Origin of the sequence: Streptomyces sp. NPDC050856 (assembly GCF_040653855.1) — a bacterium.
Lineage (GTDB): Bacteria > Actinomycetota > Actinomycetes > Streptomycetales > Streptomycetaceae > Streptomyces.
Map to the genome: position 1 here is coordinate 19,264 of NZ_JBFAGV010000004.1, position 18,844 is coordinate 38,107.

General features: G+C 74.7%; 13 protein-coding genes. 6 read left to right on the forward strand and 7 right to left on the reverse strand.

Translation table 11 applies throughout. From position 1 onward, the window contains the following. Window positions 1–8 precede the first annotated feature (8 nt). From AB0H53_RS04955 to AB0H53_RS04970, 4 genes are all read left to right on the forward strand, one after another. A complete protein-coding gene (locus AB0H53_RS04955; protein WP_362107296.1) occupies window positions 9–1,094 on the forward strand; it encodes an enolase C-terminal domain-like protein in 1,086 nt (361 codons plus the stop codon). Further along, window positions 1,075–2,415 (forward strand): MFS transporter, encoded by a 1,341-nt coding sequence (locus AB0H53_RS04960; RefSeq protein WP_362107299.1) that lies wholly within the window; start codon window positions 1,075–1,077, stop codon window positions 2,413–2,415. The genes AB0H53_RS04955 and AB0H53_RS04960 overlap by 20 nt, the downstream gene beginning before the upstream one ends. Before the next feature lie 15 nt (window positions 2,416–2,430). Beyond that, entirely contained in the window at window positions 2,431–3,606 is a 1,176-nt protein-coding gene (locus AB0H53_RS04965; protein ID WP_362107302.1) for an anhydro-N-acetylmuramic acid kinase, read from the forward strand. 109 nt (window positions 3,607–3,715) lie between these two features. Continuing rightward, complete coding sequence (locus AB0H53_RS04970; RefSeq protein ID WP_362107305.1) at window positions 3,716–3,970, forward strand: WhiB family transcriptional regulator; 255 nt, start codon at window positions 3,716–3,718, stop codon at window positions 3,968–3,970. Between the two features lie 88 nt (window positions 3,971–4,058). On the opposite strand, the gene asnB is transcribed toward AB0H53_RS04970, so the two are convergent. Continuing rightward, window positions 4,059–5,900 carry an asparagine synthase (glutamine-hydrolyzing) gene (gene asnB / locus AB0H53_RS04975; RefSeq protein WP_362107308.1) on the reverse strand — a complete coding sequence of 614 codons (1,842 nt, stop codon included), beginning with the start codon at window positions 5,898–5,900 and terminating at the stop codon, window positions 4,059–4,061. Window positions 5,901–6,157: 257 nt separating this feature from the next. Here asnB and AB0H53_RS04980 point away from each other — a divergent pair, with 257 nt between their 5' ends. Next, on the forward strand, window positions 6,158–7,828 hold the full coding sequence (locus AB0H53_RS04980) for a RecQ family ATP-dependent DNA helicase (protein WP_362107311.1): 1,671 nt from the start codon (window positions 6,158–6,160) through the stop codon (window positions 7,826–7,828). A gap of 24 nt (window positions 7,829–7,852) precedes the next feature. Here AB0H53_RS04980 and AB0H53_RS04985 read toward each other — a convergent pair whose 3' ends face one another. The 5 genes from AB0H53_RS04985 to AB0H53_RS05005 form a co-directional block, all read right to left on the reverse strand. Beyond that, the gene (locus tag AB0H53_RS04985; RefSeq protein ID WP_362107314.1) at window positions 7,853–8,443 is read right to left on the reverse strand and encodes an ATP/GTP-binding protein; all 591 of its coding nucleotides are present in this window, start codon (window positions 8,441–8,443) and stop codon (window positions 7,853–7,855) included. Further along, the gene (locus AB0H53_RS04990; protein ID WP_362107317.1) at window positions 8,430–8,795 is read right to left on the reverse strand and encodes a DUF742 domain-containing protein; all 366 of its coding nucleotides are present in this window, start codon (window positions 8,793–8,795) and stop codon (window positions 8,430–8,432) included. Before AB0H53_RS04990 ends, AB0H53_RS04985 begins: the two co-directional genes overlap by 14 nt. After that, a complete protein-coding gene (locus AB0H53_RS04995; protein ID WP_362107320.1) occupies window positions 8,795–9,199 on the reverse strand; it encodes a roadblock/LC7 domain-containing protein in 405 nt (134 codons plus the stop codon). Before AB0H53_RS04995 ends, AB0H53_RS04990 begins: the two co-directional genes overlap by 1 nt. Continuing rightward, entirely contained in the window at window positions 9,196–11,613 is a 2,418-nt protein-coding gene (locus AB0H53_RS05000; protein WP_362107323.1) for a nitrate- and nitrite sensing domain-containing protein, read from the reverse strand. Before AB0H53_RS05000 ends, AB0H53_RS04995 begins: the two co-directional genes overlap by 4 nt. Before the next feature lie 340 nt (window positions 11,614–11,953). Continuing rightward, complete coding sequence (locus tag AB0H53_RS05005; RefSeq protein ID WP_362107326.1) at window positions 11,954–14,173, reverse strand: NADP-dependent isocitrate dehydrogenase; 2,220 nt, start codon at window positions 14,171–14,173, stop codon at window positions 11,954–11,956. A gap of 171 nt (window positions 14,174–14,344) precedes the next feature. Between AB0H53_RS05005 and AB0H53_RS05010 the strand changes: the two genes are divergently transcribed. Then, on the forward strand, window positions 14,345–17,071 hold the full coding sequence (locus tag AB0H53_RS05010; protein ID WP_362107329.1) for a SpoIIE family protein phosphatase: 2,727 nt from the start codon (window positions 14,345–14,347) through the stop codon (window positions 17,069–17,071). 34 nt (window positions 17,072–17,105) lie between these two features. On the opposite strand, the gene AB0H53_RS05015 is transcribed toward AB0H53_RS05010, so the two are convergent. Further along, window positions 17,106–18,782 carry an FAD-binding oxidoreductase gene (locus AB0H53_RS05015; protein WP_362107331.1) on the reverse strand — a complete coding sequence of 559 codons (1,677 nt, stop codon included), beginning with the start codon at window positions 18,780–18,782 and terminating at the stop codon, window positions 17,106–17,108. Window positions 18,783–18,844 lie beyond the last annotated feature (62 nt).

The following is an 18,844-nucleotide window of genomic DNA, read 5'->3' on the forward strand; positions in this document are numbered from 1 at the left end:
GCTCGCGCGTGAAGATCGCCTCGTTCCACACCCGCGTCGTACGGGCCCGCTACCGCCGTCCGTTCGTCATCAGCAGCGGCGCCAGCCCCGAGCTGGTCAGCCTGGTCGTCGAGGTGCGCACGGCCGACGGGGCCCGGGGCTTCGGCGAGGCGTCGCCGATGACCGCGTACACCGGGGAGACCCTGGCCGGGCTGAGCGCGGCCGTCACCGAGCACGCCGGACCCGCCCTGGTGGGCCGTGATCCGCGCGACCTGGCGGGCGCCCACGCCGCCATGGACGCCGCGATCCGGGGCCAGCACCTGGCCAAGGCGGCGCTCGACCTGGCGCTGCACGACCTCGCCGCGCGGGCGGCCGGCTGGCCGGTCCATCTGCTGCTCGGCGGCCGGACGCCGGGCCCGGTGCCCACCACCTGGGTGGTCGGGCTGGGCAGCCGGGACGAGATGGCCGAGGAGGCGGCGCGCCATGCCGCGGCCGGGTTCCGCCACATCAAGCTCAAGGGCGGTGAGGACCCGGCGGACGACGTCGACCTGGTGGCCGCGGTGCGCAAGGCGGTGCCGGACTCGGTGGAGCTGTCGCTGGACGCCAACGAGGGGTACGCGCCGGGCGGGGCGCTCGGTACCGTGGCCCGGCTCGCCGACGCCGGCCTGGACCTGGTGGAACAACCGCTGCCCCGCTGGGACCTGGCGGGCCTCGCGGCGCTGCGCGCGCACGGCGGGGTGCGGGTGATGGCCGACGAGTCGCTGCAGTCCCCGCACGACGCGCTGGACATCGTGCGGTGCGGGGCGGCGGACGTCCTCAACATCAAGATCCTCAAGGTGGGCGGGCTGTACCGGGCCCGCCAGATCGCTGCCGTCGCGGAGGCGGCGGGGCTGGCCGTGAAGATCGGCACCATGCCGGAGCTGGGGGTGGCGACGCTCGCGGCGGCCCACCTGTCGGCCGCGCTCCCCCATGCCACGGTGCCGGCCGACCTGGTCGGCCCGCTGCTGGTGACCGACGAGCCGCTGGCTCCGGCGCCGTTCGCGGACACCCCCGTGACCGGTCTGGTGGAACTGCCGGACACCCCGGGGCTCGGTCATGGGCTCCTTCCCGGCTGAGCGGCACGCCCCCGCCGGGGCGAACCGCCCGGCGGGGGCGGCCGGCGCCCCGCCACGCCCGCGCGGGGCGCTGGTGGCCGGGGCGGTGGGCAACCTCGTCGAGTGGTACGAGTTCGGTGTCTACGGCTACTTCGCCACGGTCATCGCGGCCAACTTCTTCACCCCGGAGGGCGGCGGCGCCGCCGAGGCCCTGGTGCGCGCCTACGCGTCGTTCGCCCTGGCCTTCTTCTTCCGCCCGGTGGGCGCGGCGCTCTTCGGCCGGGTGGGCGACCGGATCGGCCGCCGGCCCACCCTGATCATGGTGCTCCTGCTGATGACCGGCGCGACGACCCTGATCGGTCTGCTGCCCACGTACGCCACGGCCGGCGCCGCCGCGCCCTGGCTGCTGACGTTCCTGCGGGTGCTGCAGGGCCTGTCGGCGGGCGGTGAGTTCGGCGGCGCGGTGGCGGTGATGACGGAGTTCGCGCCGCCCGGCCGGCGCGGGCTGTACGGGGCGTGGCAGTCGTTCACCGTGGCGCTGGGCCTGCTGGGCGGCGCCGGCGTGGCGGCCGTGCTGGCGACCGTGCTGACCGAGGCGCAGTTGTACGCGTGGGGCTGGCGGCTGCCGTTCGTGCTGACGCTCCCCCTTGGGCTGGGCGCCCTGTGGCTGCGGCTGCGGCTGGCGGAGACGCCGTCGTTCCGCCGCGCCGGGCCGGGCACCGCGACGGCCGCCGACGCCTCGCGGGGCGAGGTGGCCCGGGCGATCGCCGCCGGGGTGGGCCGCGTGATGGGCTGGTCGGCGGCGGGGTACACCTTCCTGGTGGTCCTGCCCTCCTACCTCCAGAACACCCTGGACGCGTCGTTCCGGCAGGCGCTGGTGGCCACCGTCCTCGCCAACCTGGGGTTCGCCGCCGCCATCCTCCCGGCCGGCGCGCTCAGCGACCGGATCGGCCGGCGCCCGGTGATGGTGACCGGCTGTGTGCTGGTCACGCTGCTCGCGCTGCCGCTGCTGCACCTGCTGCGCGACCCGGGCGCGCCGGTGGCCGTGAAGGGTGCGGCGCTGCTGGCCGCCGGGGCGGTCGTGGGGCTGATGGCGGGTCCGGGCCCGGCGATGCTCGCGGAGATGTTCCCCACCCATGTCCGGTACACCGGCCTGGGGCTGGCGTACGCGCTGTCGAACGCGGTCTTCTCCGGCTGCGCGGGGCTGCTCGTCACCGAGGCGATCGAGCGGACCGGCAACGCCGACATCCCGGCCCACTATGTGATGGTGACCTGCGCGGTCAGCGCGCTGGCGCTGGCCGGGCCGCGGGACGGCGCGCACCGCCGGGCGCTGCGCGACTGACGGACGGGAGAGCGGATGCGGGTCGTCGGGATGATGTCGGGCACCTCGTACGACGCGGTGGACGCCGCCGCCGCCGAGCTGACGGTGGAGGGGGACGCCCTCGTGCTGCGGCCGCTGGGCATGGTGAGCGCCCCCTACCCGGACCCGGTGCGCGAGGCGCTGGCGGCGGCGCTGCCGCCGGCGGCGACCACCGTGGAGGCGGTGTGCCGGCTCGACACCCGGATCGGTCAGGTGTTCGCGGCGCTCGCCGTGCGGGCGGACCGGGAGCTGTGCGGCGGACGCGCCGGACTGGTCACCTCCCACGGGCAGACCGTCCACCACTGGGTGGCGGGCGGCCGGACGCGCGGGACGCTGCAGATCGGTTCACCGGCGTGGATCGCGGAGGCCACCGGCTGCCCGGTCGTGTCCGACCTGCGCTCCCGCGACGTGGCCGCCGGCGGCCAGGGGGCGCCGCTGGTGAGCATGGTGGACGTGCTGTGGCTGCGGGGGCGCCCCGGTGTGCCGGTCGCGCTGAACCTGGGCGGCATCGCGAATGTCACGGTGGCCGGCGCGGGGACGCGGCGGCCGGTCGCCTTCGACACGGGGCCGGGCAACGCCCTGATCGACGCGGCGGTACGGCATGTCACCGGCGGCCGGGCGGCGTTCGACGAGGACGGCGCGCTGGCCGCCCGGGGCGGCGTGGACGCGGGGCTGCTGCGGCGGCTGCTGGACGAGCCGTACTACGCGGCGCCGCCGCCCAAGACGACGGGCAAGGAACTGTTCCACCTGCCCCATCTGCTCGGCGCCCTGGCGGGCCGGGAGGGGATCGGCGGGCCGGACCTGGTGGCGACCGTGACCCGGCTCACCGCGCTGACGGTGGCGGACGCGGTCCGGTCGGTGGCGGGCACGGAGGTCATCGCCTCGGGCGGCGGAACCCGCAATCCCACGCTGATGGCCATGCTCCGCGGCGAACTCGGTGGTGTCCCGCTGCGCTGCTCCGACGAGCTGGGGCTGCCGTCGGCGGCCAAGGAGGCCTACGCGTTCGCCGTGCTGGGGTTCCTGACGCTGCATGGGCTGGCCGGCACGGTCCCGGCGTGCACCGGCGCGCGCCACGCCGGGGTGCTCGGTTCGATCACTCCGGGGCGCGGTCCGCTGCGGCTGCCGGAGCCGCTGGAGCGCGCTCCGGTACGGCTGCGTCTGCTGCCCGGCTGAACGTCGTTGGGGGTCCAGGGGTTTCAGGCCCCCTCGCTGCGGCGACCCGCATGGGGCGAACCATTCGACGAGACCGGGCGTGAACGCGTACGCCTTCAGGGAGATTTCCATGAACGACTGGCGTCACCAGGCCCAGTGCCGTGACGAGGACCCGGACCTGTTCTTCCCGATCGGCAACACCGGCCCCGCCCTCCTCCAGGCGGAGGAGGCCAAGGCGGTGTGCCGTCGCTGCCCAGTGCGGGAGCAGTGCCTGCGGTGGGCTCTGGAGTCCGGCCAGGAGGCGGGTGTCTGGGGCGGGCTGAGCGAGGAGGAGCGGCGGGCGCTCAAGCGCCGTATCTCGCGCCGCGCCGGCCGCACCGTCTGAGCGGCCGCGCGGTCCGGGCCACCGTACGGTCCGGGCACCGCCCGCGCCCCGGCCGCCGGGCCAGGCCGGGCCACGCGGTGGGCGCCGGTCAGGGCAGCGTGAGCGCCGGCCGGTACAGGTCGATCCAGGTGGCCAGGTCGAGGGCGCGTTCCAGGCCCCGGCGGGACGCCTGGGTGATCTGCAGGGTGTCGCGCCTCGCGGCCTGCTGGAGCCGGCCGCGGTCGACGAGGTCGAAGACCGGGTGCCCGGGCCGGGACAGCAGCTCCTCGGCCTGTTCCTGGAGCGCGACCGCGTACGCGGGGTCCTGTGTGGAGGGGTACGGGCTCTTCACCCGGTCGTACACGGACCGGGGGATGACGTCCGCCGTCGCCTCCCGCAGCAGACTCTTCTCGCGGCCGTCGAAGGACTTCAGCGCCCACGGCGTGTTGTACACGTACTCCACCAGCCGGTGGTCGCAGAACGGCACGCGCACCTCCAGTCCCACCGCCATGCTCGCCCGGTCCTTGCGGTCCAGCAGGAGACGTACGAACCGGGTCAGGTGCAGGTGGCAGATCCGCCGCATCCGGTACTCGAAGTCGCTCTCGCCGTCGAGGCGCCGGACGCCGGCGACGGCGTCGCGGTAGCTGTCGCGGACGTACCCGGGCAGGTCCAGCGCCTCGGTGAGGCCGTCGCGCAGCATCGCGCCGTCGTCGCCGAAGTGTTCGGCGAACCGGACCAGCCAGGGGAAGGTGTCGGCCTGGCGCGCCTCCTCGTCGAAGAACTGGAGGTAGCCGCCGAACACCTCGTCGGCCGACTCGCCGGAGAGCGCGACCGTCGAGTGCTCGCCGATCGCCCTGAACAGCAGGTGGAGCGAGGCGTCCATGTCGCCGAAGCCCATCGGGACGTCCCGCGCCCGGATCATCCTGGCCCGGACCTCGGGATCGGCCAGCGCCCGGGAGTCCAGCACGATGTCCTGGTGCCGGGTTCCGGAGAGCCTGGCCACGTCGTGCACGTAGGGGGTGTCGGGGGTGCCGCGCAGGGCGTCGGCGACGAAGTTCTCCGCCTGGCCGGCGAAGTCGACGGCGAAGCTGCGTACCGCCTCGCCGCGACCGGCCAGCCGGCGGGCGGCGAGCGCGGTCATCGCCGAGGAGTCGAGGCCGCCGGACAGCAGGGTGCACAGCGGGACATCGGCGACGAGCTGGCGGTCGACGACGTCCTCCAGCAGCTCGCGCACCCGGGCCACGGTGGTGTCCCGGTCGTCCAGGTGCGGCCGGGTCTGGAGCGACCAGTACGTCCGGGTGCGCGTCCCGGACCGGTCGACGGTGACGACCGTGCCGGGCTCGACCTCCCGCATACCGTCCCAGATGGCGTGCCCGGGCGTCTTGACCAGGGCGAACAGCTCGCGCAGGCCGTCGGCGCCGACCGAGCGGACGGCCAGCGGGTTGGCCAGGATCGCCTTGGGCTCGGAGCCGAAGAGCACCCCGTCGGAGGTGGGGCGGTAGAAGAACGGCTTGATTCCCATGCGGTCGCGGATCATCACCAGGCGCCCGCGGGGGCCGTCCCAGACGGCGAAGGCGTACATGCCGTTGAGGCGTTCGGCCACGGCATCGCCCCATTCCAGATAGCCGCGCAGCACCACCTCGGTGTCGGAGCCGGTGGTGAACCGGTGACCCCGGCCGGTGAGTTCGGCGCGCAGTTCGGCGAAGTTGTACGCCTCCCCGGAGTAGACGAGGGCGACGGTGCCCCGTCCGGTCTCGGCGGTCATGGGCTGACGGCCGCCGGGGAGGTCGATGACGGCGAGCCTGCGGTGCCCGAGGGCGGCGGGCCCGGCGGCCCAGACACCCCGGTCGTCCGGCCCCCGGCAGGCCATCGTCTCGGTCATGGCGTCCAGGGTGTCCCGTTCGGCGCGCAGGTCGCGCTCGAAGGAGACCCAGCCGGTGATGCCACACATGGTTCCTCCCGCTCCTCCGGTCCGGCGGCTCAGCACACCGGGCCAGATAGATGTATCTAGCATCTAGCTGTTGATCGTCCGCCCGGGGAGGGCCCGCCGTCAACTCCCCCGCCACCCGGCCGCCGGCGGGCACGGTGCTTCCCGGCCGCGTTCTGCCCGCTTTTGACGGACGGTGCCGGACGGCCCCGGCGCCGGTTTACCTCCCTGGGGGCCGGGCACCCGCCAGGACCGCCGCCGAGTGACGAGGGAGCAGCACCATGCCGGGAAGCGGAGCCGCCGGGGACACCCCCCGGCCGGAGAGGGCCGCCGCCGAGGTGTTCGGCTGGCCGGCGCTGCGTCCGGGCCAGCTGGAGGCGATGCGGTCGGTACTGGACGGGCACGACACCCTGGTGGTGATGCCGACCGGCGCCGGTAAGTCGGCCGTGTACCAGGTCGCCGCGCTGTGCCTGCCGGGGCCCGCCGTGGTGGTGTCACCCCTCATCGCGCTCCAGCGCGACCAGATCGCCGGGCTGCCGCGGCACAGCGGCCCCGAGGCCGTGGCGGTCAACTCGGCCCAGGGCGCCGGGCAGACCGAGGCGGCGTGGGAAGCCGTCCGCGCCGGCGAGGCGGAGTACCTGTTCCTCTCCCCCGAGCAGCTCGCCAAGGACGAGGTGGTCGAGAGCGTGGCACAGGCCGCTCCGTCGTTGTTCGTCGTGGACGAGGCGCAGTGCGTCTCCGCCTGGGGCCACGACTTCCGCCCCGACTACCTGCGGCTGGCCCAGGTCGTGAAGCGGGTGGGCCGGCCCACCGTGCTGGCCCTGACCGCCACCGCGGCGCCCCCGGTGCGCGACGAGATCGTGGAGCGGCTGGGAATGGACGATCCCGCCCTGGTCGTCGCCGGGTTCGACCGGCCGAACATCGCGCTGGAGGTCACCCGCTTCCAGGACGACGGGGACAAGCGCCGGGCGGTGGTGGAGCGGGCGGCGGCGGAGGCCGGGCCCGGGATCGTGTACGCGGCCACCCGCAAGGACACCGAGCGCTACGCCGCCGAACTGGCCGGGCTGGGTATCGCCGCCGCCGCGTACCACGCCGGTCTGCCCGCCGGTGAGCGCTCCCGGGTCCACGACGCCTTCCTGTCCGGGGAGCTGGACGTGGTCGCCGCCACCTCGGCCTTCGGCATGGGCATCGACAAGGAGGACGTGCGGTTCGTGCTGCACGCCTCCGTGCCGGGTTCCCTGGACGCCTACTACCAGGAGATCGGCCGGGCCGGGCGGGACGGCGCGCCCGCCGTGGCCGTACTGCACTACCGCCCGGAGGACACCGGGGTGCAGAACTTCTTCGCCGCCCGCACCCCCGGCGAGGACACGCTGGCCGAGGTGACCGCCCAGTTGCACGACCACGAGGGACCGGTCGGCCTGGACGAGCTGCGCGAGGAGACGGGGCTGTCCCGCAACCGCGTGACGGCCGCCGCCAACCTGCTGGAGGAGGCCGGGGCGGCGCGCACGGGCGACGACGGCGAGGTGCGCGCCGTGCCGGGCGTGAGCGCCGAGGACGCCACCGAGCGGGCGGTCGGTGCCGCGGAGGCGCGGCGCCGGCTGGAGCGCAGCCGGGTGGAGATGGTCCGGGCGTACGCCGAGACCACGGGCTGCCGCCGGCGCTTCCTCCTGGGCTACTTCGGCGAGGTCTACCAGGCCCCGTGCGGCAACTGCGACGTGTGCGGGGCCGAGGACGGCGGCGGCCCGCCCGGCACCTCCGCCGCGGCCGGCGGGCCGGACAGCCCGGCGGCGGCCGCGTTCCCCGTCGGGTCGCGGGTGCGGCACACCGAGTGGGGCGAGGGGATGGTCCTGGGCGAGGAGGGCGACCGCGTCACCGTCCTGTTCGACACCATGGGCTACCGCACCCTGTCGCTGGCGGCGGTCACCGAGCAGGGCCTGCTCTCCGTACGGTGAGCGCGGGCGCGCGTCCCGCCGCCGTCAGACGGCCGCGGCGCTCCCCGCCTTGGCGATCAGCAGGTCCAGCAGGGACAGCAGCGCTCCCCTGACGTCGTCGCGGGAGCGGGCGTCGAGCAGGAGGACGGGGGTGTCCGGGTCGCTCAGGCGCAGCGCGGCGCCGATCTCCTCGGCGGTGTAGGGCTGTTCGCCGTGGAAGCAGTTGGCGCCGACCACGAACGGCAGGCCGCGGCTCTCGAAGAAGTCGACCGCCGGGAAGCTCCGGTCCAGGCGCCGGGTGTCGACCAGCACGACCGCTCCGAGCGCCCCGTGCAGCAGGTCCTCCCACATGAACCAGAAGCGCTCCTGCCCCGGCGTGCCGAACAGGTAGAGCACGACTCCGGCGTCGGCGAGGGTGATGCGGCCGAAATCCATCGCCACGGTGGTCGCGGCCTTGGACTCGATGCCGTCGAGGTCGTCGACGCCGACGCCCGCCGCCGTCAGCCGCTCCTCGGTGCGCAGCGGCTCGATCTCGGAGACCGTCTCCACCAGGGTCGTCTTGCCGACGCCGAAGCCCCCGGCGACGAGGATCTTGACGGGGGCCGCTTCCTGGGCGGGTGTGTCATATCCGGGCAAGGCTGTCCCTGATTCTCATGAGGAGGTGGACGTTGCTGGTCTCGGCCCCTTCCAGCGGCGGCCGGTGGTGGATCAGCCCGCGGTCCGCGAGTTCGCCGAGCAGGACCGTCATCGGGGTGAGGCGCATCCGCATCCGCGCCGCGAGCTCGGCGACCGCCCGCCCGTTCGGCGCCGGGCACATCGCCAGGATGGCCTGCCACTCGGTCGGCAGGCCGCCCCGGGCGTCCGGGGCGAGGGCGGCCGTGATCGTGGTGTCCACGGTCAGGACGGTGTGCGCGGCGGCGGTCCGGCCGTCGGTCAGGGCGTACAGCCGCGTCGTGCGGCGGCCCGGCCGCCGCGGAGCGTCCGCCATTACGACGTGGGCGCCTGGGTGCGCTCAGGGGTGCCCAGCCAGTCCCCGAGCGCCTGGGCGGTCCGTACCGCCTCACCGCCCAGCTCCCCCAGCCGTGCCTTGCGGGTGGTGACCACGATGAGCGTGCTGCCCTCGCCGCACCCGACGATGCACAGGTACCGGTCGTCCATCTCGACCAGCTGGCGGATCACCCGCCCGCCGTCGACCTCGCGGGAGATCGCCTTCATGGTGGCGGCGATGCCCGACGCGGCCGCCGCGATCCGCTCCGCCTGGGGCCTCTCCAGCAGGTAGGCGCTGAGCTTGATGCCGTCGTTGGACAGCAGCACGGCGCCCTGGACACCGGCGATCCGGCTGAGGTTGTTGTCGAGAATGCTGTAGATGGTGTCGTTCGGTGTCATCGTCATGGCTGGTCCTGTCGGAGCTCTGCTTCCACTTTCCGGGTTCCGTCCTCGTAGTCCGCCCAGGCGTCGGCCACCTCTTCGGGTGTCGCGGCGTCCTGGCCGGCCGGTGTCTGTGCCGCCCGGGGCTCGCGGAGCTGCTCGGCGATATGGGTCTGCGGGACCCGCTCGGGCAGCGGCGGCCGGCCGTCCGCGTCCGGCGCCGGGGCGCGGACCGGGGGCGGGTCCGCCGGCCGCGGCGGCCGGTGCGGCCGGCGGGACGGCAGCGGCCGCGGCCGCTCGGGCAGCCCCTCCGGCGAGTGCGCCACCGGCCGCTCGGGCAGCGGCTCCGGCGGGGCGCCGTCCGCCGCGGGGTCCGTGGGATCCCCGGGAATGCCGGAGTCCGCGTGGTCCGCGCGCACGTGCAGCACCAGTTCGGGCCTGCGCTCCCCGGCCGCGTCCGGGCCGGGCTCCGCCGGCGAGGGCGCCGATCCGGGTCCGCCGGGTGCCCCGGGCGCGGTCCGGGGCGCCGGCACGCCCGCCGGTTCATGGTCGGTGGTCGGCACCAGCAGCTCCTCGGGGATGATCACCACGGCCGAAGTGCCGCCGTACACCGAGCGGCGCAGCGTGACCGTGGCCCGTAGCTGTTCGGCGAGATGGCCGACCACGAAGAGACCCAGCCGGTGGGCGTTGCGCGCCAGGACGGCGTAGGGCGGTGCCGCGTGCAGCCGGAGGTTCATCTCCCGGTAGCTGGCCGGGGACACCCTGGGGCCGCGGTCCTCGATCTCCACCGACAGGCCGTCGGCCACCAGCTCGGCCCGGATGACGACCTTCGACCTGGGGGGCGAGAACCGGGTGGCGTTGTCCAGCAGTTCGGCCAGCAGGTGGCTGATCTGGCTGATCACGCGCGGCTCCATGCTGATCTCGTCCAGCGCCTGGCGTTCGATCCGCCGGAAGTCCTCGACCTCCGCGGCGGCTTCGCGCAGCAGGTCGGCGACGCGCATGGGCTCGGTGTGCGGGTCGGGGATCTCGCCGCCCGCCAGGATGAGCAGGTTCTCGATCTGCCGGCGCATGCCGACCGTCAGCTGGTCGGCGCGCATCAGCTGGGCGAGGAGGGCCTCGTCGTGGCCGAAGGTGTCCTGGAGGTCCTCGGTCAGGCTGAGCTGACGGCTCACCAGGTTCCCGGTGCGCGAGGCGATGCCGGCGGCGAACATGCCGAAGCCCTGGCGCTCGGCGGCGAGCTGACGGTGCCCGTCCACCGAGACGGCCACCGCGCGGGCGAACGCGTCGCTGATCCGTCCGACCTCGTCACGGTCCCCGGTGACCGCCGGCAGCGCGTCGGCGTCGACGTCCTGGCCGTTCTGCAGCCGGGTCACGACGTCCGGCAGGGTCTTCTCGGCGACGGTGACCGTGCGCTCGTGGAGGCGGTCGAGGCGGCGCAGGACCGAGCGGGTGGTGAACACGGCGACCGCGACCACGACGAGCAGCGCGCCACCGCTCGCGGCGATGAGCCGGGCGACCTCCGCCTCCAGTTCGCCGGCCTTGTCGTCGGCGCGGGCCAGCACGCCGCGGGACCGGTCGGAGGCGAGTGCGCCCAGTTCCTCCGCGACCTGGCGGTGGGCGGCCTGCCAGCCGGCGACCTGCCGGGGCAGTCCCACTCCGGACTCGGTGTCCTTGTGGTCGGTCATGATGGCGTGCTCGATGCTCGTCCTGGCCCGCCAGGCGGCGGAGGCGGCGATCCGCTCGTACCGCTCGCGCTCGTCGTCGGGCAGGTACGGCGCGACGGAGGTGTCGTACAGGTACCGGTGGGCGCCCACCGTGTTGACGAACTCGGCGAACCGGGCCGAGGTCAGTTCCCGGGACGGTCCGGCCAGCGCGAGGATCGTGTCCTGGCGTGCCAGCATCTCGGAGGCCGAGTACATGGCGACGACCGGCCGGATCTCCTGGGTCAGCTCGGAGTCCCCGGTGTGGCTGAACGCCTGCTGGTAGACATGGATCATGTCGCTGATGACGCCGGTGTAGTAGGCGGTCGTCCGGTCGGCGCCGCCGCCGCGGGCGTCGGCCCGCTCGCGGTGGGCGTCCAGGTCGTCGAGGCCCGCGCGTACCCGCTGGAGGTGGTGCTCGTCCTTCACGGGGCCGGTCGGGCCGGCGGCCACCGACCGGTGGAACTCGGCCAGGGCGCGGTCGGTGGCCGCGCGCCGGGCGGCCAGTTCCGCGCCGGGGGCGGCGGAGCCCGCCCACCGCGCGGCCGTGGCGGTCCGCTCGGCCTGCAGCGCGGCCATGAGCTTGTACAGGGGTATGCCGAACCGCTCGCCGGCCGCCACGTCGTTGCGCAGGTGCTCCGAGCGGTCCAGCAACCCGTGCGCGGTCACGAGGACTTGCGCGCCCATCGCCACGGTGGGTACCACGGCCAGCCACATGAGCATGGTGCGCAGGCGCACCGCACCGCGCCGGCGCGTTCGCGACGGGGCCGTCGGGCCTGCGGGGCGTCCGGGGCCTGGGGGGCCTTCGGGGTCTGCGGGTTCTGCGGGTTCTGTCGGAGACATCGGTCCTCGGGGGCGGGGCGGGGCGTGAAGAACGCCGATCATATCCAGCCATCCGGGGAAAGCGAGAGGTTGCCTCCAGATCACTCACCGGTGAAGGCGGGCTGACACCGGTGTGAACGGCGACCGCCCCGGCTGGACCGTGCGGTCCAGCCGGGGCGGTCGCCGTCCACACCGGCCGGGCCCGCCGGCACCGGGCGGCGCCGACGGGCCGCGCCGGCGGCGCGACAGCGGTGCGTCAGCCGAGGGTGGCCAGCGCCTGGTTGAAGGTCGCCGACGGACGCATGACCGCCGAGGCCTTGTCCGCGTCCGGGCGGTAGTACCCGCCGATGTCGACCGGCGAGCCCTGCACGGCGATCAGCTCGTCGACGATGGTCCGCTCCTGCTCGGCCAGCGTCTTGGCGAGCGGCCCGAACGCCTCCGCGAGCCGCGCGTCGTCGGTCTGCGCGGCCAGCTCCTGGGCCCAGTACAGCGCCAGGTAGAAGTGGCTGCCGCGGTTGTCGATGCCACCGAGGCGGCGGCTGGGCGACTTGTCCTCGTTGAGGAAGGTGGCGGTCGCCCGGTCCAGGGTGTCGGCGAGCACCTGGGCGCGCGCGTTGCCGGTGGTCTGGGCGAGGTGCTCGAAGCTGACCGCGAGGGCGAGGAACTCGCCCAGGCTGTCCCAGCGCAGGTAGTTCTCCTTGACGAGCTGCTGGACGTGCTTGGGCGCGGAGCCGCCGGCGCCCGTCTCGAACAGCCCGCCGCCGTTCATGAGGGGCACGACGGAGAGCATCTTGGCGCTCGTGCCCAGCTCCAGGATCGGGAACAGGTCGGTCAGGTAGTCGCGCAGGACGTTGCCGGTGACCGAGATGGTGTCCTCGCCGCGCCGGATGCGCTCCAGCGAGAACGCGGTCGCCTCGACCGGCGACATGATCTCGATCCGGAGGCCGTCGGTGTCGTGCTCCGGCAGGTACGCCTTGACCTTCTCGATCAGGTTGGCGTCGTGGGCGCGGCTCTCGTCGAGCCAGAAGACGGCCGGGACGCCGGTGGCGCGGGCCCGCGTGACCGCCAGCTTGACCCAGTCCTTGATGGGGGCGTCCTTCGTCTGGCACATCCGGAAGATGTCGCCGGCGCCCACCGCCTGCTCCAGCACCACGTCGCCGTTGCCGTCGACCACCCGCACGGTGCCGGGCCGGGAGATCTCGAAGGTCTTGTCGTGGCTGCCGTACTCCTCGGCCTTCTGCGCCATCAGCCCGACGTTGGGCACCGAGCCCATGGTGGCGGGGTCGAAGGCGCCGTTGGCGCGGCAGTCGTCGATGACGACCTGGTAGATGCCCGCGTAGCTGCTGTCGGGCAGGACCGCGAGGGTGTCGGCCTCCTGGCCGTCGGGGCCCCACATGTGGCCCGAGGTGCGGATCATGGCCGGCATGGAGGCGTCGACGATGACGTCGCTCGGCACGTGCAGGTTGGTGATGCCCCGGTCGGAGTCGACCATGGCCAGGGCGGGGCCCTCGGTCAGCTCGGCCTCGAAGGACGCCTTGATCCGCTCGCCCTCGGGCAGCGCCTCCAGGCCCTTGAAGATCCCGCCGAGTCCGTCGTTCGGGGACAGGCCGGCCGCCGCGAGGGTCTCGCCGTACTGGGCGAAGGTCTGCGGGAAGAAGGCGCGTACCACGTGGCCGAAGATGATCGGGTCGGAGACCTTCATCATCGTGGCCTTCAGGTGGACGGAGAAGAGCACGCCCTCGGCCTTGGCGCGGGCGACCTGCTCCTGGAGGAACTCGCGCAGCGCGGCCACCCGCATGACGGACGCGTCCACGACCTCGCCCGCGAGCACCGGCACCGACTCGCGCAGGACGGTGGTGGTGCCGTCGTCCCCGGCGAACTCGATGCGCAGCGAACCGGCCTCCGCGACGACCGCGGACTTCTCGGTGGAACGGAAGTCGTCGTGTCCCATGGTGGCGACGTTGGTCTTCGACTCCGGCGACCAGGCGCCCATCCGGTGCGGGTGGGTCTTGGCGTAGTTCTTGACCGACGCGGGGGCGCGGCGGTCGGAGTTGCCCTCGCGCAGGACCGGGTTGACGGCGCTGCCCTTGACCTTGTCGTAGCGGGCGCGGACGTCGCGGTCCTCGTCGGTCTTCGGGTCGTCGGGGTAGTCCGGCAGCGCGTAGCCCTGCTGCTGGAGCTCGGCGATCGCCGCCTTGAGCTGCGGGATCGAGGCCGAGATGTTCGGCAGCTTGATGATGTTGGCCTCGGGCGTCTTGGCCAGCTCACCGAGCTCGGCCAGCGCGTCCTCGATCCGCTGGCCCTCCTGGAGACGCTCCGGGAAGCTGGAGATGATCCGCCCCGCCAGAGAGATGTCGCGGGTCTCCACGCTGACCCCGGCCGTCGAGGCGTACGCCTGGACCACGGGCAAGAACGAATACGTCGCCAGGGCCGGGGCCTCGTCGGTGTGCGTATAGATGATGGTCGAGTCAGTCACCGGGTGCTCCGCTCCACGTCTGTAACATTGCTCGACATCAAGATATCTCGTGATCGGCCCCTTCTCGAAGGGGCCCTGCCCCCGGCGGCCCGGCCGCGCCGCCGGCGCGGGCCGCAGCGCCCTGACCACCCGCGGTCGCTGGCAAAAGGCATCCAGTGCTAGAAATTGGGCATGAGCGGACGTCTCGGACGACCCAGGCATGCGTCCGGCCGCCCCCGCGCCGGTCTGCTGGGGGCGCGCAGCGTCGCCGGGCAGGTGCTCCTGCTGCAGATCGTGGTCGCGGTCCTGCTGATCACCGCCGCCGTGGTGGCACTCGCCTTCCAGACCCGGTACGACAGCGAGCGGGACGCCCAGAACCGGTCGCTCGCCGCGGCCGAGTCCTTCGCCGAGGCGCCGGGCACCCTGCAAGCACTGCGGGCGGCCGACCCCACCGCCGCGCTGCAGCCCCACGTGCGGGACGCCCGGGAGGGCGCCGGGGTGGACTTTCTCGTGGTCATGGCCAGGGACGGCACCCGCTACGCCGACACCGACCCCCGGCTGATCGGCCGGCGCGCCGAGGGCGTGGAGCGGGCCGCCGCCGGTTCGGCCTTCACGGAGGTCTTCGAGGGCGACCCCAATGACGCGGCCCGGGCCGTCGTCCCCGTCACCGACGCCGGCGGGGCGGTCGCCGGCCTGGTGGGCGCCGGGGTGCGGATCGAGAGCGTCGGGGACGCGGTGGACCGCCACCTGCCGGTCCTGCTGGGTTGCGCCGCCGCCGCGCTCGCCCTGGCCACCGGCAGCTCCGCCCTGGTGAGCAGGCGGCTGCGGCGGCAGACGCACGGTCTCGGCCCGACCGAGATGACCCGGATGTACGAGCACCACGACGCGGTTCTGCACGCGGTGCGCGAAGGGGTGCTGATCATCGGCGGCGACGGCCGGCTGACCCTCGCCAACGACGAGGCCCGCAGGCTCCTGGCGCTGCCCGCCGACGCGGAGGGACGGCCGGTCGCCGAGCTGGGTCTGGACGAGGACACCGCCGGGCTGCTGACCTCCGGCCGTACCGTCACCGACGAGGTGCACCTGGCCGGGGACCGCCTGCTGGGCGTCAACACCCGCCGCACCGCTCCCTACGGCGGGCCGCCCGGCACGGTCGCCACGCTCCGGGACACCACCGAGCTGCGCGCCATGTCGGGCGCGGCCGAACTGGCTCGGGAGCGCCTGAAGCTGCTGTACGAGGCGGGGGTGCGCATCGGCACCACGCTCGACGTGGTGCGCACCGCCGAGGAGCTGTCGGAGGTGGCGGTCCCCCGGTTCGCCGACTTCGTCACGGTGGAGCTGCTGGACCCGGTGCTGCGCGGCGAGGAGCCGGCCGGCGCGCCCGCCGAGATGCGCCGCGCCGCGGTGACCGGCATCCGGCCGGACCACCCCCTCCAGCCGGTCGGGGACCTGATCAGGTTCGACGTTCCCACCACGCCGATGGCGGCCGCGCTGGCCGGTGGGCACGCCGTGCTGGAGGCGGATCTGGCCGTGGCGCACGGCTGGCGGGCCCAGGACCCGGCCGGGGCCGACCGCGCCGTCGCCCACGGCATCCACTCGCTGCTCGTGGTGCCGCTGCGGGCCCGCGGGGTCGTCCTGGGGATGGCGAACTTCTGGCGCTCGGAGCGTCCCGAACGGTTCGAGGCGGAGGACCTGGCCTTCGCCGAGGAACTGGCCGCGCGGGCCGCCGTGGCCATCGACAACGCCCGGCGCTTCACCCGCGAGCACGCCATGGCCGTCACCCTCCAGCGCAGCCTGCTGCCCCGGGTCCTGCCCGAGCAGGACGCCGTCGACGTCGCCCACCGCTATCTGCCCGCGCAGGCCGGGGTGGGCGGCGACTGGTTCGACGTGATCCCGCTGCCGGGCGCCCGGGTCGCCCTGGTGGTCGGCGACGTGGTCGGCCACGGCCTGCACGCCGCCGCCACCATGGGTCGGCTGCGCACCGCGGTGCACAACTTCTCCGCGCTCGACCTGCCGCCGGACGAGCTGCTGGGCCACCTGGACGAGCTGGTGTCACGGATCGACGAGGAGGAGGCCGGGGACGCGGCCGGCGGGGACGCCATCACCGGGGCGACCTGCTTGTACGCCATCTACGACCCGGTCTCCGGCCGGTGCGCCATGGCGACGGCGGGGCACTTCTCGCCCGTGCTGGTGCGCCCGGACGGCTCGGTGGAACTCCTCCGGGTGCCGGTGTTCCCGCCGCTGGGACTGGGCGGGCTGCCGTTCGAGACCACCGAGGTGCGGCTGCCCGAGGGCAGCCGGCTGGTCCTCTACACCGACGGGCTCATCGAGCACCGGCGGCGGGATGTCGACACCGGCCTGCGGCTGCTGTGCGACACGCTGGCCGCCCACGCGGACGGCACCCCGGAGGACACCTGCCGGGCGGTGTTCGACGCGATGCTGCCGCCCCACCGGGACGACGACATCGCGCTGCTGGTGGCCCGCACCCACCTGCTGGGCCCCGAGCGCGTCGCCGACTGGGACGTCCCGCCCGACCCGGCGGCCGTGGCCCCGGTCCGCGCGGCGTGCGGGCGCCAGCTTGAGGCGTGGGGGCTGGGCGACATCGGGTTCAGCACCGAGCTGATGCTGAGCGAGCTGATCACCAACGCGATCCGCCACGGCTCCGCGCCGATCCACGTACGGCTGCTGTTCCAGCGCAGCCTGATCTGCGAGGTGTCCGACGGCAGCAGCACCTTACCGCACCTGCGGCGCGCGGCCACCACCGACGAGGGCGGGCGCGGGCTGTTCCTCGTCTCCCAGTTCGCCGGGCGGTGGGGCACCCGCTACACGCCGACGGGCAAGGTGATGTGGACCGAGCAGCCTCTCGCCCCCGACGGGCAGCAGCCGGCCGTGGACCTGCCCCTCGACGACGTGACCTGGTGACGCGGCGCCCCGTCGGCCCGGGCGGGGGGCCGCGTCAGAACGTGTGGGGGTGGCGGAAGAGACGGCCGGGATCGTAGGCGGCCCTCACCTTCGCGAGGCGGGCGGCGTTCACGCCGTAGTAGGCGCGGCGCCAGTCCCGCAGGGCGGGGTCCGTGTAGTTCTGGTACGCCTGCCCGCTCGCCCACGGCCGCATCGCCCGGTACGTGCCGTCCAGCCAGGCCCGGTGCCGGGCCACCGTGGACGCGGGGGCGCTGTCGGGCCAGGAGACGATGTACTGGGCGAGGAAGAGCGCGTCGCGATGGACGAACGCGGTGTCGGTGGGCCGGACGCGGTTCACCGCCCCGCCCATGGCGTCCAGCGCGACGCTGCCCGCGCCGCCGCCGGTCAGCCCGGCCAGCCGTTCCACCTGGGCGAGCAGTGCCTTGACGCCGTCCGCGGGGATCGGCCGGGTGTAGAAGTCGGAACGGGCCGCGTACGATTCGCGCGCCACCCGGCCGCCGGGGTCGCGGCCCGGCAGGGTTCCCTTCTGGTGGGCCTGGGGGACGGTCAGGCCCGAGACCCCGCCCATCACCTTCATGGCGTCCATGAACGGGCGGGTGCGCACCGACTCCGAGCGCGGCGGGGCGCCGACGGCCGCGGCGAGCCGGTCCAGGCGGTTCTCCAAGTCTCCCCGGCCGGTCAGGGCCAGCCCGCCGACCCGTACCGAGCCCGGCCGGCCGCCCACCGGAGCCGCCAGGTGCAGGTTGGCCCAGAGGGCGTCGGGCGCGGCCGGGGCCCAGCGCTGCCACTCCCGCACCACGGCCGCGGCCCGCGACCAGGGCCAGCTGAGGAAGAACGTGGTGCACCGGGGTGCCGCGTGGGTCCGCATCCGCAGTTCGGTGACGACGCCGAACTGCGCGTTGCCACCGCCGCGGAGCGCCCAGAACAGGTCCGGCTCGTGCCGGGCGTCGACGTAGCGGATCCGGCCGTCGGCGGTGACCACCCGCGCGCCGGTCACGCTGTCGCTGGTGAGTCCGTAGGCGCGGCTGACGACGCCGATGCCGCCGCCGAGTGCCAGCCCCGACACACCGACCGTGGGACACGACCCGGCCGGAATGGTGCGGCCCTCGGCGGTCAGCCGGTCGTACACGTCGATGAGTTTGGCGCCGGCGCCGATCGTGGCGGTGCCCGAGGAGAGCGAGACGGACGCCATCTTCTGGACGTCGACGACCAGTCCGGGGCCGGACGACCAGCCCGCGTACGAGTGCCCGCCGCTGCGCACCGCGACGGGCACCCCGTGGCCGCGGGCGAACCGCAGGCAGTCACGGACGTCCTCGGGCCGGGCGCAGTAGGCGACGGCGGCGGGCCGCAGGGCGTCGAACCGCGGGTTGAACAGGGTGCGCGCGGCGTCGTAACGCCGGTCGCCGGGCCGGATCAGCGGGCCGTCCAGCCCCTTGGCCAGGGCCGCCCAGTCGGCGGCGCGGGGCGCCCGGGGGGTCCTGCCGGCGGACAGCCCGGCCCTCGCGGTGGGGACGAGGGCGCCGGCCGCGGAGCCGGCGGCCGCCGTCAGTGCCAGGCCCGAGGCGGCGGCGACGCCCGCGCCCAGCAGGCGGCGGCGGGTGGGCCCGCCGTCCCCGGCCGCGCGGTCCCCGGCCCGGCCCCCGATCCGCTCCCCGCCGTCGCCCGTTCGTCGTTCCCCGTCGCCCATCGCCCGCTCCTCGTACCGCAGCACCGGTGTCCTGTACCGGGGATGACGGGAGGTGACGCGGGGAGGTTGCGTGCGGCCGGGAACCC